Here is a 15,570-nt window from a genome sequence, read left to right on the forward strand (position 1 = left end):
TGTCAAGTCATGGCGGCCCGCCTACTGCAGAAACGATAGGAGTGCACCATGGCTGGCGCTCTGCGCAAGACAATGATCTATCTTGGGCTCGCCGACGGCGATGAACACTACGAATCTGAGCAGGCCGTCGTCCCGCACCATGACGAAGAACGCCCCAAGGCACAGGAACGGGAAGAGCGCAGGGCGCCTGCTCCCGTCCGGGAAGTTGTCCGTGAAATGCCCACTGTTGACGCCGAAGAGGAATACCGCGCACCCGTGACACCCATCAAGCGTGCGGCCTCCAGCCGCGAAGATGCCTCGGGCCTGAGGCAGATCACCACCGTTCACCCCCGTTCTTACAACGATGCCAAGGTCATCGGGGAGAGCTTCCGGGATGGCATTCCGGTCATTATGAATGTCACCGACATGGGTGAAGCTGATGCCAAGCGGCTCGTGGACTTCTCCGCGGGCCTGGTCTTTGGCCTGCACGGCAGCATCGAGCGGGTGACCAACAAGGTCTTCCTGTTGTCGCCGTCGTACGTCGAGGTCATCGGAGACGACAAGAAGGCCAGCGAAACGCAGGCCAGCTTCTTCAACCAGAGCTGACAAGGATCTTTCGCGTGATGCCAGGCGGGTCAACCTGCCTGGCATCTGTGTTGCAATAGTAGGGACCGATCCGAATTCCGGAACAAGTGGGAGATCTGAGCTAACTCGTGGGCATTGTTTTCGGCCTTATCTATATTGTGTTGTTGCTGTTCTTCATTGCCCTGATCATCCGGCTCATCTTTGAATGGGTTCAGATGTTTGCCCGCCAGTGGCGGCCGAGGGGTGTGGCGTTGGTAACAGCGCATGTGGTCTACTCCGTTACGGATCCTCCGCTTGGGAGGCTCCGCAGGCTGATACCTCCACTCCAATTGGGTGGAATCTCCTTGGATCTGGGCTTCCTGATCCTGATTATTGCCGTCAGTATTGCCATGGCAGTAACCAGCAGCTTGGCCTAGCTGCTCCGCGGAACCTGGACCACCGACGGTTCACAGGCCGCAAATTCGCCAATTCAACACGATGGTGTTGAATTGGAGGAACAAGATGATATTTAGGTACCGTAGTTTTGAACGGCCGGAAGGCCTACTGACTAACTAGACCAACGAGGTGACCAGATGGCTTTGACGCCAGAAGACGTTGTCAACAAGCGCTTTCAGCCGACCAAGTTCCGCGAAGGCTACGACCAGGACGAGGTAGACGACTTCCTCGACGAGATCGTGGTGGAACTTCGCCGCTTGAACCAGGAGAATGACGAACTTCGCAAGAAGCTCGGCGAAGCCGGTTCGGCTGTGCCTGCTGCAACTGCTGCGGCTCCGGTCGTTGAGAAGGTTCCTGCCCCCGTCAAGGTCGATAAGGAAGCTGAAGCCAAGGCAGAAGCCGAGGCCAAGGCTGCTGAAGCTGCCAAGAAGAAGGAAGCAGAGCAGGCCGCAGCAACTGCCGCCGCCGCAAAGGCTCCCGCTGCAAACAACAGCGTCACCCCTTCCGCTGAGTCTGCCGCAGGTTTGCTTGCCATGGCCCAGCAGATGCACGACAAGCACGTTTCCGATGGTGCACAGCAGAAGGAAAAGATCATCGCTGAGGCGCAGATCGAGGCCTCCAGCCTCGTCAACGACGCCCAGGAGAAGTCCCGCAAGATCCTTGGCGCCCTGGAGCAGCAGCGCTCTGTACTTGAGCGCAAGGTTGAACAGCTCCGTGGCTTCGAGCGCGACTACCGCTCACGCCTGAAGGCCTACATCGAAGGCCAACTGCGTGACCTTGACGCCCGTGGTTCCGTTGCTGCCCCTGAGGTCGGCGAAGCAACCGCAGACGTTTAGCAAGTATTCTGAAAGCCGGTGGCTGAGGACTCCTCGGCCACCGGCTTTTGCTGTTTTAACCTGGCAGCAGCCCGCCACGCTTCCCGAATGAAAGCACAATGACCGACGACTTCACCGATGGTGCCCCGCAGCCTGCGCCCACCGCACGCCGTAAGTGGCGTCCGGCCATGCTCTGGCTCTTTGCCGGCTTCGCCGTGTTCGCCTATACCTTTGACCAGCTCACCAAACTGTGGGTGACCAGCACCATGACGGAGGGTGAGCGGATTCCCGTCCTGCCACCGTTGTTGCACTGGTATTACATACGGAACTCCGGGGCAGCTTTCTCCATTGGCGAGGACGTGACGTGGATCTTTACGATCGTCATGGCCGTTGTTTCCGTGGCGATACTCTTCCAGTTGCGCCGTCTGGGATCGGCGTGGTGGGCCTTGTCGCTGGGTCTGCTGCTGGGGGGTGCGTTGGGAAATTTGACAGATCGTTTGTTCCGGGAACCCTCCTTTGCCATGGGGCATGTGGTGGATTTCATCCAACTGCCGAATTTTGCCATCTTCAACATCGCAGACTCAGCGGTGGTGTCCGGCGTCGTCATTATCTGCCTCCTGACGCTGCGCGGTATTGGCATGGACGGGACGCGCCAGGTCGCCGCGCCCAAGGCGGCCAATGATGCCAGGCATTCCGGCGGATCCAGCGGGGAGCCTGCTGGTGAGTAAGTCCGTAGTTGTACCCGAAGAGCTGGCCGGGGTGCGGGCCGATGCCGGCTTGGCGCAATTGCTTGACGTCTCCCGGTCCGCGGCGGCGTTGCTGATCGCTGAAGGCAACGTGACCAGCGCCGGTGTTGTACTGGGTAAGTCGGCGAAGCTTGTTGCCGGCGCGGTGCTGGATGTCACGGTCCCCGAGCGGCCGGATCCCTTGGAAGTCGTGGAGGAAGTTGTGGAAGGCCTGAAGATCCTGCTGGATGATGAGGAATTCGTCGTCATCGACAAACCGGTGGGGGTTGCCGCGCATCCGTCTCCCGGTTGGGTTGGACCCACGGTGGTGGGAGGCCTCGCCGGTGCCGGGTACAGAATTTCCACTTCCGGGGCGCCGGAGCGGGCGGGCATCGTCCATAGACTCGATGTCGGGACGTCCGGCGTCATGGTGGTGGCCAAGACCGAGCATGCCTACACGGTCTTGAAGCGCGCCTTCAAGGAGCGCACTGTGGAGAAGGTCTATCACGCAGTTGTCCAGGGGCTGCCCGATCCGCTTCAAGGCACCATTGACGCCCCGATCGGTCGCCACCCGGGCCACGACTGGCGGTTCGCTGTCATCGAGGACGGCCGGCCCTCCGTGACGCATTATGAGGTCCTTGAAGCGTTCGGCAAGGCGACGCTGGTGGAAGTTCATCTGGAGACAGGCCGTACCCACCAGATCCGGGTCCACTTTTCCGCGTTGCGCCACCCTTGTGCCGGAGATCTCACCTATGGCGCGGACCCGCGGCTCGCGGCGAACCTCGGGCTGACCAGGCAGTGGTTGCATGCCCGCCAACTTGGTTTCACCCATCCCCGTACGGGTGAATGGGTGGAAGTCAGCAGCGAGTACCCGGCCGACCTCCAGTACGCCTTGGACTTGCTGGCCACCGGCTCCGCGTAGCCAAGGCAGGCTTCGCCGCCCGGGTCCATGTTCTCCCTGACCCGGACGGTAGACTGTCGTGGTGACTTCCAGCAATGATTCGTTCGTCCACCTGCACACCCATACCGAGTACTCCATGCTGGATGGAGCGGCCCGCCTGGGTGAACTGTTCGATGAAACCGAACGTCTCGGGATGCCCGCCCTGGCCACCACGGACCACGGCTACCTGTTCGGTGCGTTCGACTTCTGGCGCAAGGCCACGGACAAGGGCATCAAGCCCATCATCGGCGTCGAAGCCTACGTCACGCCCGGCACCGCCCGGGGCGATAAGGAACGCGTACGCTGGGGCGACGAAAGCCAGCGCAAGGATGACGTTTCCGGTGGTGGCTCCTACACCCACATGACGCTCCTGAGCTACAACAACGTGGGTATGAGGAACCTGTTCCGGGCCTCGTCCATTGCTTCCCTCGACTCCGTTTTTGGTAAGTGGCCCAGGCTGGACCGGGAACTGCTTAACACCTACTCCGAAGGTCTGATCGCCACCACGGGCTGCCCCTCCGGGGAAGTCCAGACCAAGCTGAGGCTTGGCCTTTACCGCGAAGCCGTTGAGGCCGCAGCGGAGTTCCGCGACATCTTCGGGGCAGAGAACTACTTCCTTGAGCTGATGGACCACGGCCTGGACATTGAACGTCGCGTCACTGGCGACCTCCTGCGCCTGGGCAAGGAGCTCAACCTCCCGCTGGTGGCCACCAACGACCTCCATTACACGCACGAGCACGATGCCAAAGCCCACGAGGCCCTGCTGGCAATCCAGTCCGGTTCCACGCTCCTGGAACCAACGTATGACAACGGCGGGTCCCGCTTCGCTTTCTCGGGCAGCGGCTACTACCTGAAGTCGCCGCAGGAAATGCGGGAACTGTTCCGCGACCATCCCGAGGCGTGCGACAACACGCTGCTCATCGCCGAGCGCTGCGAAGTTTCGTTCAACACGGGCGCCAACTACATGCCGCGTTTCCCTTGCCCGCCCGGCGAAGACGAGACCTCCTGGCTGGTCAAGGAAGTAGACACCGGCCTCAAGTACCGTTACCCCCAGGGCATTCCGGACAAGGTCCGCAAGCAAGCGGACTACGAGCTCGGCGTCATTACCTCCATGGGCTTCCCGGGCTACTTCCTGGTGGTTGCCGACTTCATCAACTGGGCCAAGAACAACGGGATCCGGGTGGGTCCTGGCCGTGGTTCCGGTGCAGGCTCCATGGTGGCTTACGCCATGCGCATCACCGACCTCGATCCTCTGCAGCACGGCCTGATCTTCGAACGCTTCCTGAACCCGGACCGCGTTTCCATGCCCGACTTCGACGTCGACTTCGATGATCGGCGCCGCTCCGAAGTGATTGACTACGTCACCAAGAAATACGGCGACGAGCGCGTGGCGATGATCGTCACCTACGGAACCATCAAGACCAAGCAGGCGCTCAAGGACTCCTCCCGCGTGCTGGGCTACCCCTTCAGCATGGGTGAGACCCTGACCAAGGCGCTTCCGCCTGCCGTCATGGCCAAGGACATCCCGCTCGCGGACATCCAGAACCCCGAGTCCAAGCGCTACAGCGAAGCGGGCGATTTCCGCCAACTCATCGCTACCGATCCGGAGGCCGCCAAGGTCTTTGAGACGGCCTTGGGCATCGAAGGCCTGAAGCGCCAGTGGGGTGTCCACGCTGCCGGCGTCATCATGTCCTCGGACCCCATCATCGACGTCATTCCGATCATGCGCCGTTTCCAGGACGGCCAGGTCATCACCCAGTTCGACTACCCCACGTCCGAAGGCCTCGGCCTGATCAAGATGGACTTCCTGGGCCTCCGAAATCTGACGATCATTTCGGATGCCCTGGAAAACATCAAGATGAACCGTGACGTCGAGTTGGACCTGGAAAACCTGGAACTCGACGACGCCGCTTCCTATGAACTCCTTGCCCGCGGTGACACCCTGGGCGTGTTCCAGCTTGACGGCGGACCCATGCGGTCCTTGCTCAAGCTGATGAAGCCCGACAACTTCGAAGACATCTCCGCCGTCCTGGCGCTGTACCGCCCGGGTCCCATGGGTGCCAACGCGCACACTGACTACGCGTTGCGCAAGAACGGGATCCAAGAGGTCATTCCGATCCACCCGGAGCTGGAAGAACCCCTCAAGGAAATCCTCGGCGGCACCTTCGGCCTGATTGTGTATCAGGAACAGGTTATGGCCGTGGCACAGAAGCTGGCCGGCTACTCGCTGGGCCAAGCTGACATTCTCCGCCGCGCCATGGGCAAGAAGAAGAAGTCCGAACTGGACAAGCAGTTTGCCGGTTTCTCGCAAGGCATGCAGGACAACGGCTATTCCATGGCCGCCGTGAAGACCCTCTGGGACATCCTTCTTCCGTTCTCCGATTACGCCTTCAACAAGGCCCACTCGGCTGCGTATGGCGTGATCTCCTACTGGACGGCTTACTTGAAGGCGCACTACGCGCCGGAATACATGGCTGCACTGCTGACCTCGGTGGGCGATGACAAGGACAAGTCGGCCATCTACCTCAACGAGTGCCGGCGCATGGGCATCACGGTCCTGCCGCCGGATGTCAACGAATCCTCGCTGAACTTCACGCCTGTGGGAACGGACATCCGTTTCGGCATGGGTGCCATCAGGAACGTCGGTGTGAACGTGGTGGACGCCATGGTCTCAACGCGAGCCACAGAGGGCAACTACACCTCGTTCAAGGATTTCCTCCTGAAGGTTCCGGCCGTGGTGTGCAACAAGCGCACCATCGAATCGCTGATCAAGGCCGGCGCTTTCGATTCGCTGGGGCACCACCGCCGCGCTTTGGCTATGATCCACGAAGAAGCCATCGATTCGGTGATCACCCTCAAACGCAACGAGGCGATTGGCCAGTTCGACCTCTTCGCCGGCTTCGAGGACCAGGAGCCCGAAGCGTCGCTCACCACGGAAATCCCTGACCTGCCCGAGTGGGAGAAGAAGGACAAGCTGTCCTTCGAACGGGACATGCTGGGACTTTACGTTTCAGATCATCCCCTGCAGGGGCTGGAGGGCGTTCTCAGCCAGCACGCGGAACAGTCCATTACCTCGATCATCGGTGAGGACGGACCGCACGACGGCGCAATTGTCACCATTGCGGGCATGATCACCTCGTTGAGCCGCAGGATCGCCAAGGCCAGCGGCAACGCCTACGCCCGGGCCGAAATCGAAGACCTCGGCGCTTCCATGGAGGTCATGTTCTTCGGCCAGGTCTACGGTCCCATCGCTTCGGTCCTGGCGGAGGACCTGATCGTGGTAGTCAAGGGCAGGCTGCAGCGCCGGGATGACGGGGCAGTAACACTGAACTGCATGGAACTCTCCGTTCCGGACCTCAGCGAAAGCGTGAATGGACCAGTGGTGATCACTATTCCCACTTTCAAAGCCACGGAGTCGGTGGTGACGGATCTGCGCGATGTCCTGAGGACGCACCGGGGCAACTCCGAGGTCCGGCTGAAACTGATGGGTGATACCAAGGTGGAGGTCATGGGCCTGCCCGTCCATATGCGGGTCAACCCCAGTCCATCGCTTTTTGGTGACTTGAAGGTCCTGCTGGGCCCGGCCTGCCTGGATAACTAGCGGCAGGTCAGATTTCGTAGTCCAGCGGCGCCGGCTTGCTGTAGCCGCCGCTGTGGTAGAGCAGGGGAGTCCCGCCCTCGCCGACCTGGCCATCGATGACCTCGACCACCACCACGGCGTTGTTTTCGAACGACAGGCGCATCTGGATCTTTCCCACGAGCCAGCCGCTGACATCCTTGAGGATCGGCACGTCGTGGGGGCCCGGCTCCCAGTGGTCGCCTTCGAATCGGTCCCGGGTCCGTGCAAACCGATCAGCGAGTGCTTGGTTCTCGAGACCCAACATGTGGACGCCGATGTAGTCCGCGCCGGCGACGGCCGGCCAGGAACTGGAGCTTCTGGCCATGTTGAAGGTGAACCGGGGTGGCTCGGCGGACAATGACGCCACGGACGTGGCGGTGAAGCCGAAGGGTTTCCCATTGAAGTTGACCGTGATGATGGCCACCCCGGCGGCGTGCCTGCGGAACATTTCCCGGAAAGTCTGTTCAAAGCCGGATGGTTCGCTTGCCACGTGGGTTTTTCTCCTGGGATTGGGGGGCTGCGTCTCCCTTCAGGGTATTCCTCCCGTGCTGTTGGCCCTTATTTTGTTGAGCCTGCATGAACCTTTGTTAATGTGAGGTGTATGACCGAGCCAACCGTGCACTTTCCAGCTGTCGCCGACCCGGCTCCGGCCTCTCGTCCCCGCCTTCCCAAGGAGGCCCTTTGGTTGGCTCTTCCGGCCGCTTCCGGGGTCCTTCTCGGTGTGTTCTGGTGGTTGCTTGCCCCGGGCGGACTCAACCTGGTCTCAGGCAACCCGGAGCTCGCGAATGCGGCCAACCCGGACTCCTGGCTTCCGCGGGACCTGGTCCTCGCAGCCTTGATGCTCTTGGCGGGGTGCTGTACGGGACTCGTGCTCGACGGAAAGTTGCAGGGACCCAGTGCCGGTCGTCGACTGGCGTTCGCTCTCCTTGGCGGCGCTGTGGGTGCCGTTCTCGCGTGGCTCGCCGGCTTGCTGGCCGCGCAATTGTTTGGGCCGGCTCCGGACCCTGCCCTTGGCCCTGGGTTCGGCTTTACACTCCGTTCCTATGCCGTGCTCGTCTTATGGCCAGCTGCCATCGCGTTCATCACTTTCGTTCTGGCGCTGTTCGGGGTTCTCTCCAGGAAGCCCGTAAAATAGCTGGGTGACCACTTCTTCGGATACCTCCGTCCCCACCGCCGCCCTCGATTTCCGGAGCATCGACTTCCGGGGCCGCCATCTTTCGTTGGCGGAACTGCGTGCCGCAGTGCCCAGGGCCCGTCATCAGACCATGGCCGATGCGGAGCAGAAGGTCCTGGACATCATCACCGCTGTACGGAGCAAGGGTTTTGCCGCATTATCCGAGTTGGCAAAGACCTTCGACGGCGTGGATCAGTCGCACCCGCGCGTTCCTGCGGAAGCACTCACCCGTGCCTTGGCCGAACTCGAACCTGAGGTCCGCGCGGCGCTGGAGGAGTCGATCAGCCGTGCCCGGCAATTTGCCGACCGGCAGCGGCCGGCAAACGTGGACGTCGCTTTGGCCGACGGCGCCGTGGTTAGCCAGAACTGGATTCCGGTGGGCCGTGTTGGGCTTTATGTTCCCGGCGGGCTTGCTCCGTTGGCATCTTCTGTGATCATGAACGTGGTACCAGCAGTGGCGGCCGGCGTGGAGTCCATCGCACTGGCTTCTCCTCCGCAGAAGAACTTCGGGGGCCTTCCACACCCCACCATCCTCGCGGCCGCAAAGCTTTTGGGCATCGACGAGGTTTACGCCATTGGTGGCGCGCAGGCCATTGTGTCCTTCGCCTATGGCATCCCTGGATCAGGGGAAGAACTGGCCATCGAACCAGTGGACGTTGTCACGGGTCCCGGCAACATCTTCGTGGCTACTGCCAAGAGGCTGGTGAAGGGCGTGGTGGGCATCGACTCGGAAGCCGGAACTACCGAGATCGCCATCCTCGCCGACTCCACGGCACAAGCTCCGCTCGTAGCAGCAGACCTCATCAGCCAGGCTGAGCATGATCCCAAAGCAGCTTCGGTCCTGGTGACGGACTCTGCTGACCTGGCTGACGCCGTCGTGGTTGAACTGGCGCGGCAAGCTGCCGCCACCAAGCACAGCGCCCGGGTTCTGGAGGCGTTGTCCGGTCCGCAGTCCGGCGTGGTGCTGGTGGATGACCTTGAGCAGGGCATCGCGGTCTGCAATGCCTACGCGGCGGAACACCTTGAGATCATGACGGCGGACGCAGCGGCCGTTGCGTCGCGGATCCGCAACGCCGGAGCGATCTTCGTGGGCGACTACAGCCCCGTCAGCCTTGGGGACTATTGCGCCGGTTCCAACCACGTTCTGCCCACCAGCGGGACGGCCGCCTTCTCATCGGGGCTGAACGTCACCACGTTCTTGCGTGCCGTGCAGGTCATCAACTACAACCGTGAGGCGCTGGAACAGGTCAGCGGCCACATCGTTAGTTTGTCGGGCGCCGAAGACCTCCCTGGCCATGGCGACGCGGTTCGGATCCGCTTCGCGTAGGAGAGTCAACCACTACATATAAGGGTGCCCACCACTACATGTAGTAATTACACGCTTGTCATTAGGGTGTGGAGAACCGTAAACTGGTGCCGGAAGTGAATCTTCCGGCACCTTTTGCGTATCCGGCGTCCTGCCGGGTGTGACTTATGCCGGCGTTGTCAGGGGAGGCCCAGCGTGTATTGTCCGTTCTGCCGGAATCCCGACTCTCGTGTCGTAGACAGCCGTATGGCCGATGACGGCTCGTCCATCCGTCGCCGCCGCCAGTGCCCCGAATGCGGACGGCGCTTTACCACGGTGGAAACCACCAGTCTTTCGGTTATCAAGCGCTCCGGTGTCGGGGAGCCGTTCAGCCGGATCAAGGTGATCAGCGGTGTTCGGAAGGCTTGCCAGGGGCGCCCGGTCACCGAGGACGATCTCGCCATGCTGGCCCAGGAAGTCGAAGAGAACATCCGTTCGTCGGGCGCAGCAGAAATCGATGCGCACGAGGTAGGCCTGGCTATTCTGGGTCCACTGCGGAAGCTCGATGAGGTGGCGTACCTTCGCTTTGCCAGTGTCTATCAGGCTTTCGAATCCCTGGAAGACTTCGAGTCGGCGATCTCGTTGCTTCGTCATGAGGCAGAGGCTCACGCGAAGGCCGGCACCACAGAGGCCAAGGGTTCAGAAAAGAGCCAACTTTAGCTCCGGTGGCGGCGGCGGAGGGGAAGCCGCAGCCGCCACCGGCACCACATCAGTTCTACCGTCCGCCGGAGACTGGGAGCACTGCCCCGGTGATGTAGCCGGCCTCACTCGACATCAACCACAACACCGCCGCCGCGACCTCTTCAGGTTCAGCTCCCCGCCCCATGGGGATGGTCGGGTTCAGTCTTTCCACACGGTCCGGCATACCTGCTGCCGCGTGGAGTCCGGTATTGGTGCTTCCCGGGGCCACCGCGTTGACCCTTATGCCCTGCTGTGCCACTTCTGCCGCCAAACCCACCGTGAGGACATCCACGGCTCCCTTGGTGGCAGCGTAATGGACCCAAGTCCCTGGAGAGCCGGCCTTGGTGGCGGTAGACGATATATTGACGATGGACCCACCGCTGCCGCCGTTCCCGGTTGAAAGACGGCGGGCAGCTTCCTGGCACATGAAAATCATTCCGGCCACATTGACGTCAACAACCCGTTGGACTGTCTCGGCCGGCACGTCCACCAGTGGGCCGATCAGGTTGCCGGTGATGGCCGCGTTGTTGACCACGGCGGTCAGGGGACCCCAGCCCGTGGATTCGTCGAACAAGCGCACGACGTCGTCGGGCCGGCTCACGTCGGCCTGCACAGCCCATGCCCGGCCACCTTGCGCCAGAATGTCACTGACTACTTTTTGGGCGCCCTCGGAGTCCGTGGAGTAGTTAACGACAACGCCGTAACCGGCGCGGGCAGCAGCGTAAGCCACGGCTGCACCTATTCCCCGGCTTGCTCCCGTGACAATCGCTGTTCCGGGGCCGGGGATCGTTCCCTCCGCCATCCGGGAGCTACTTCGCGAGTTTGTGGTGCAAGGCGACTTCAAGCGCGGCGCCAACAATACCGGCGTCGTTCTTCAGCTTGGCCGTCACGATCTTGGTGCGCAGCTTGAGGTGGGGGAAGTACTCATCGGATCGTTTCGAGATGCCGCCGCCCACAATGAAGAGCTCGGGTGAGAACAGGAACTCAACGTGCTGGAGGTAACGGTTGAGGAGGACGCCGTACTCGTCCCAGCTCAGTCCGTCTCGTTCCCGGGCTACAGCAGAAGCCTTGGTCTCGGCGTCGTGTCCGTCTACCTCAAGGTGGCCCAGTTCGGCGTTGGGTACCAACTGCCCGTTGAAGATAAACGCTGATCCAATGCCCGTCCCCAGCGTGATCACCAGGACGGTACCGTCAACGCCTTCACCGGCGCCGTAGCGGGCTTCCGCCAAGCCTGCGGCGTCGGCGTCGTTGATGACCTCGACAGGACGGCCAAGGCGCTTGGTGAACGTGGCGTCGATGTCCGTGCCGAGCCAGGACTTGTCAACGTTCGCTGCCGAGTTGACCACGCCGTGCTGGATAATTCCGGGGAAGGTCACGCCTACCGGCGAATCTGCCGCGGGTGCGTCCGGACGGCTGGTTAGTTCTTCGACGATCTGGGCCACGACTTCGGCCACGGCTTCCGGGGTTGCGGGCTGCGGGGTGGGGACGCGGAAGCGGTCGCCAATCAGCTTGCCCTTCTTCAGGTCGACAATGCCGCCCTTGATGCCGGTGCCACCGATGTCGATACCGATCAGCGGTGCGTTCTTATGAGTCTTCTCATCCTTCTTGGACAATGCATTTCCGATCATGGCAGGAGGGGATGGGCATGGCGCAGCCGCCCGGGCTGCATGTACCTTCCGAACAGCTCAGGGAAGGGTCAGGATTTCCGCGCCGGTCTCGGTGACCAGCAAGGTGTGTTCGAATTGGGCCGTGCGTTTGTGGTCCCTGGTGACGACTGTCCAGTCGTCGGACCACATATCCCATTCGATGGTGCCGAGGGTCAGCATGGGTTCAATGGTGAAGACCATGCCTGCCTCGATGACCGTGTTGTACGCCGGGGCTGCGTCGTAATGCGGAATGATGAGCCCTGTGTGGAAGGCCTCACCCACGCCGTGGCCAGTGAAGTCCCGCACCACGCCGTAGCCGAAGCGTTTGGCGTAGGACTGGATGGCACGGCCGATTACGTTGATTTCGCGGCCTGGGGCCACGGCCTTGATGGCCCGGTTGAGCGACTCCTGCGTACGCTCAACCAGCAGACGGGATTCTTCATCCACGTCGCCAACCAGGAAAGTGTAATTTGTGTCCCCATGCACGCCGCCGATGAAAGCGGTGATGTCGATGTTCAGGATGTCGCCGTCCTGCACCACGGTGGAGTCCGGGATGCCGTGGCAAATGACCTCGTTGAGGGAGGAACACAGGGACTTGGGAAAGCCCCTGTAGCCAAGAGTGGACGGGTATGCCTTGTGGTCCAGGAGGAACTCGTGCCCAACCTTGTCCAGTTGGTCCGTAGTGACTCCCGGCTGGATGTGCTTGCCGACCTCGACGATGGCCTGTGCCGCGATTTTGCCGGCAATCCGGATTTTCTCAATGGTCTCCGCGGACTTCACCTCTGAGCCGGTGAACTTGGCGGGTGCCTTCTTGCCGACGTACTCGGGCCGGGGGATCGACGCGGGGACGGCGCGTTCAGGGCTGATGGTTCCCGGGGTGAGGGCGCCAATGGGTGCGGTCGAAGCAAGAGAAGGCATAGATTGATCATATAAGGCGCACAAGAGACGTAAGTAACAAAGCGTGGCTGGGTTCCCGTGACCCCGCCAACGTTACGCGCCCAGTGGCCCGAGGACCGAGGAGGAGACGTGACGGAGTACTGGTACAACGTCAAGACGCACGAGATCGAAGAGGACGCCATGTCCGATTGGACCCAGCTGATTGGCCCCTATAAAACCAGGGAAGAAGCCGAGCACGCCTTGGAAAAGGTCAAAGCACGCAATGATGCCTGGGACGCCCAGGACGACGACTAGAAGGAGTGTTCCGGTCCGGGGAATTGCCCGGACCGGACATCCTCACCGTAGGCCGCCGCGGCATCACTCAGTGTGGCGCGAAGGTTTGCGTACTGCTTGACGAACTTGGCCATTTTGCCGCCCCGCAAACCGGCCATGTCCTGCCACACGAGCACTTGGCCCGTGGTGCTCTTGCCAGCCCCGATGCCTACGGTCGGGACGCGCAGGGCGGCGTCCACTGCAGCGGCCGTTTCTGCCGGAACCATTTCCATGAGGACGCTGAATGCCCCGGCGTCCTGCAGGGCGAGGGCATCGTCCACGAGTCGCTGGGCGTCATCGCCGCGACCTTGGACGCGGTACCCGCCCAGGGAGTGTTCGCTTTGCGGCGTGAACCCGATGTGGGCCATCACGGGGATGCCGGCTTGGACCATGGCGCGGACTGTGTCCGCGTAATACGCGGTGCCTTCGATCTTGACGGCATGCGCCAGTCCTTCTTTAAGGAACCTGACGCCGGTAGCTACTGCCTGGCCGGGAGAAACCTCGTAGCTGCCGAAAGGCAGATCCGCCACGATCAATGCACGTTTGGCTGCCCTGCTCACTGCCCGGGTCAGGGGAAGGAGTTCGTCCACGGTCACGGGAAGGCTTGTCTCGTTGCCAAACACGTTATTGGAAGCGGAGTCGCCCACCAGGAGGACTTCGATTCCGGCCTGGTCGAATATTTCCGCCGTGTACTGCTCGTAGGCAGTCAGCATCGCGAAGCGCCCGCCGTTGTCCTTGGCCTGCTGGAGGTGGTGGATCCTGACCCTGCTGATCGGCTTCCTGCCATCCGCCGGGGGCGCTGCGGCAGGTTCTGCGGGACCTGTGCCGTAGGGCGCGGGAACTTCGGCGGGCGTGGTGGAATCTGGAAGGTTGCTCGGGGCCATGGATAGAGCCTAAGCGGTGCCGACGACGCCTGCCACCAGTGTGCCCGGCGTCACGGAATGTAAACGCTGTGTTACGCGCAAGTACTGCTGCGGCATAAGCACCGATCTCTTAGTAGAGTGAAGGCTGAGCTGTCGTGGCTTCACACCATTGGAACCAGCGGCATGGACACTGAATCGGAAAAGAGGCCCTATGGACCGCCAGCAAGAGTTCGTTCTGCGGACGATCGAAGAGCGTGATGTGCGCTTCGTACGCTTGTGGTTCACCGACGTCGTAGGTTCCCTTAAATCGGTGGCGCTCGCGCCTGCTGAAGTTGAGGGTGCTTTCGAAGAAGGACTCGGCTTCGATGGCTCGGCCATCGAAGGCCTCGCCCGCGTGTTTGAGTCCGACATGCTGGCGCAGCCGGACCCGTCCACCTTCCAGATCCTGCCGTGGCGCGGTGAGACAGAGCAGACGTCACGGATGTTCTGCGATGTCCTGACTCCCGATGGTGAACCCTCCGCGGCAGATCCCCGCAACGTTCTGAAGCGGACGCTGGCCAAGGCTGCGGACATGGGCTTCACCTGCTACACCCACCCCGAAATCGAGTTCTACCTGCTCAAGTCCAAGGACCTCGGCACGGACGGCTCGCCCGTTCCCGTGGATGAAGGCGGCTACTTCGACCACGTTCCGGGCGGCGTGGCCCAGGACTTCCGCCGCACGGCCGTCACCATGCTTGAATCCGTAGGCATCTCCGTGGAGTTCAGCCACCACGAAGCCGGCCCGGGCCAGAACGAGATCGACCTCCGTTACGCGGATGCCCTGCAAACCGCGGACAACATCATGACGTTCCGCACGGTCATCAAGGAAGTTGCCCTTCAGCAGGGCACGTACGCCACGTTCATGCCCAAACCGTTCACCGACCACCCCGGTTCCGGCATGCATACCCACTTCTCCCTGTTCGAGGGCGACACCAACGCGTTCTTCGAAGCCGGTGCCGAGTTCCAGCTGTCCAAGACGGCACGCCAGTTCATCGCGGGAATCCTGAAGCACGCACCGGAGTTCACGGCGGTCACCAACCAGTTCGTGAACTCCTACAAGCGGCTCTGGGGCGGCGGGGAGGCTCCGAGCTACCTGAGCTGGGGCCACAACAACCGCTCTGCATTGGTCCGGGTTCCGCTTTACAAGCCCGGCAAGGGCCAGTCCGCACGCATCGAGTACCGTGGCATCGACTCAGCCACCAACCCGTACCTGGCGTACGCAGTCCTGCTGGGCGCCGGCCTGAAGGGCATCGAGGAAGGTTACGAGCTTCCTGCTGCGGCCGAAGATGACATCTGGTCGCTCACCACCGCGGAGCGCAAGGCCATGGGGCACGCCCCGTTGCCGGCGAGCCTCCACGACGCCATCCGTGCGATGGAGGAATCAGAACTCGTTGCCCAGATCCTGGGCGAGCAGGTATTCGAGCACTTCCTGCGCAACAAGCGTGCAGAGTGGCAGGACTACCGCCTCCAGGTCACACCGTATGAGTTGCAGCGCAACCTCGGCATTCTGTAGGC

Annotated in this window: 16 protein-coding genes; 11 read left to right on the top strand and 5 right to left on the bottom strand. The window is 61.8% G+C overall.

Annotated features, from left to right (window positions below):
• Positions 1-48: 48 nt before the first annotated feature.
• From N7568_RS20380 to dnaE, 6 genes are all read left to right on the top strand, one after another.
• Positions 49-585, top strand: a complete 537-nt coding sequence (locus N7568_RS20380) for a cell division protein SepF (protein ID WP_261611588.1) — start codon at positions 49-51, stop codon at positions 583-585.
• A 107-nt stretch (positions 586-692) separates the two neighbouring features.
• On the top strand, positions 693-980 hold the full coding sequence (locus N7568_RS20385; RefSeq protein WP_017200850.1) for a YggT family protein: 288 nt from the start codon (positions 693-695) through the stop codon (positions 978-980).
• Between the two features lie 156 nt (positions 981-1,136).
• On the top strand, positions 1,137-1,835 hold the full coding sequence (locus N7568_RS20390) for a DivIVA domain-containing protein (protein ID WP_261611589.1): 699 nt from the start codon (positions 1,137-1,139) through the stop codon (positions 1,833-1,835).
• A 98-nt stretch (positions 1,836-1,933) separates the two neighbouring features.
• Positions 1,934-2,542 carry a signal peptidase II gene (gene lspA / locus N7568_RS20395; RefSeq protein WP_261611590.1) on the top strand — a complete coding sequence of 203 codons (609 nt, stop codon included), beginning with the start codon at positions 1,934-1,936 and terminating at the stop codon, positions 2,540-2,542.
• Positions 2,535-3,461, top strand: coding sequence for an RluA family pseudouridine synthase (locus N7568_RS20400; RefSeq protein ID WP_261611591.1), 927 nt, complete (start codon positions 2,535-2,537; stop codon positions 3,459-3,461). Before lspA ends, N7568_RS20400 begins: the two co-directional genes overlap by 8 nt.
• Positions 3,462-3,522: 61 nt before the next feature.
• Positions 3,523-7,080: a DNA polymerase III subunit alpha gene (dnaE, locus tag N7568_RS20405; RefSeq protein WP_261611592.1), complete on the top strand. Its 3,558-nt coding sequence runs from the start codon at positions 3,523-3,525 to the stop codon at positions 7,078-7,080.
• A 7-nt stretch (positions 7,081-7,087) separates the two neighbouring features.
• Here the strand turns inward: dnaE and N7568_RS20410 are convergent, their stop codons facing one another.
• Positions 7,088-7,588: a flavin reductase family protein gene (locus N7568_RS20410; protein WP_368736527.1), complete on the bottom strand. Its 501-nt coding sequence runs from the start codon at positions 7,586-7,588 to the stop codon at positions 7,088-7,090.
• Positions 7,589-7,699: 111 nt separating this feature from the next.
• Here N7568_RS20410 and N7568_RS20415 point away from each other — a divergent pair, with 111 nt between their 5' ends.
• The 3 genes from N7568_RS20415 to nrdR all read left to right on the top strand — a co-directional run bounded on the left by N7568_RS20415 (position 7,700) and on the right by nrdR (position 10,277).
• Entirely contained in the window at positions 7,700-8,233 is a 534-nt protein-coding gene (locus tag N7568_RS20415) for a hypothetical protein (protein WP_261611593.1), read from the top strand.
• 4 nt (positions 8,234-8,237) lie between these two features.
• A complete protein-coding gene (gene hisD, locus N7568_RS20420) occupies positions 8,238-9,599 on the top strand; it encodes a histidinol dehydrogenase (protein ID WP_261611594.1) in 1,362 nt (453 codons plus the stop codon).
• A gap of 174 nt (positions 9,600-9,773) precedes the next feature.
• Complete coding sequence (nrdR, locus tag N7568_RS20425; protein WP_261611595.1) at positions 9,774-10,277, top strand: transcriptional regulator NrdR; 504 nt, start codon at positions 9,774-9,776, stop codon at positions 10,275-10,277.
• Between the two features lie 55 nt (positions 10,278-10,332).
• On the opposite strand, the gene N7568_RS20430 is transcribed toward nrdR, so the two are convergent.
• The 3 genes from N7568_RS20430 to map form a co-directional block, all read right to left on the bottom strand.
• Positions 10,333-11,100, bottom strand: coding sequence for an SDR family oxidoreductase (locus tag N7568_RS20430; RefSeq protein ID WP_261611596.1), 768 nt, complete (start codon positions 11,098-11,100; stop codon positions 10,333-10,335).
• A gap of 7 nt (positions 11,101-11,107) precedes the next feature.
• On the bottom strand, positions 11,108-11,911 hold the full coding sequence (gene ppgK / locus N7568_RS20435) for a polyphosphate--glucose phosphotransferase (protein WP_306423119.1): 804 nt from the start codon (positions 11,909-11,911) through the stop codon (positions 11,108-11,110).
• 72 nt (positions 11,912-11,983) lie between these two features.
• Positions 11,984-12,862, bottom strand: a complete 879-nt coding sequence (gene map / locus N7568_RS20440; protein WP_261611598.1) for a type I methionyl aminopeptidase — start codon at positions 12,860-12,862, stop codon at positions 11,984-11,986.
• 108 nt (positions 12,863-12,970) lie between these two features.
• Between map and N7568_RS20445 the strand changes: the two genes are divergently transcribed.
• The gene (locus N7568_RS20445) at positions 12,971-13,135 is read left to right on the top strand and encodes an SPOR domain-containing protein (RefSeq protein WP_011774435.1); all 165 of its coding nucleotides are present in this window, start codon (positions 12,971-12,973) and stop codon (positions 13,133-13,135) included.
• Here the strand turns inward: N7568_RS20445 and panB are convergent.
• Positions 13,132-14,037 carry a 3-methyl-2-oxobutanoate hydroxymethyltransferase gene (gene panB, locus N7568_RS20450; protein WP_261611599.1) on the bottom strand — a complete coding sequence of 302 codons (906 nt, stop codon included), beginning with the start codon at positions 14,035-14,037 and terminating at the stop codon, positions 13,132-13,134. The two genes, N7568_RS20445 and panB, sit on opposite strands and share 4 nt — an antisense overlap.
• A gap of 190 nt (positions 14,038-14,227) precedes the next feature.
• Between panB and N7568_RS20455 the strand changes: the two genes are divergently transcribed.
• A complete protein-coding gene (locus N7568_RS20455; protein ID WP_261611600.1) occupies positions 14,228-15,568 on the top strand; it encodes a glutamine synthetase family protein in 1,341 nt (446 codons plus the stop codon).
• Positions 15,569-15,570 lie beyond the last annotated feature (2 nt).

It is taken from the genome of Paenarthrobacter aurescens (assembly GCF_025421775.1).
Lineage (GTDB): Bacteria > Actinomycetota > Actinomycetes > Actinomycetales > Micrococcaceae > Arthrobacter > Arthrobacter aurescens_B.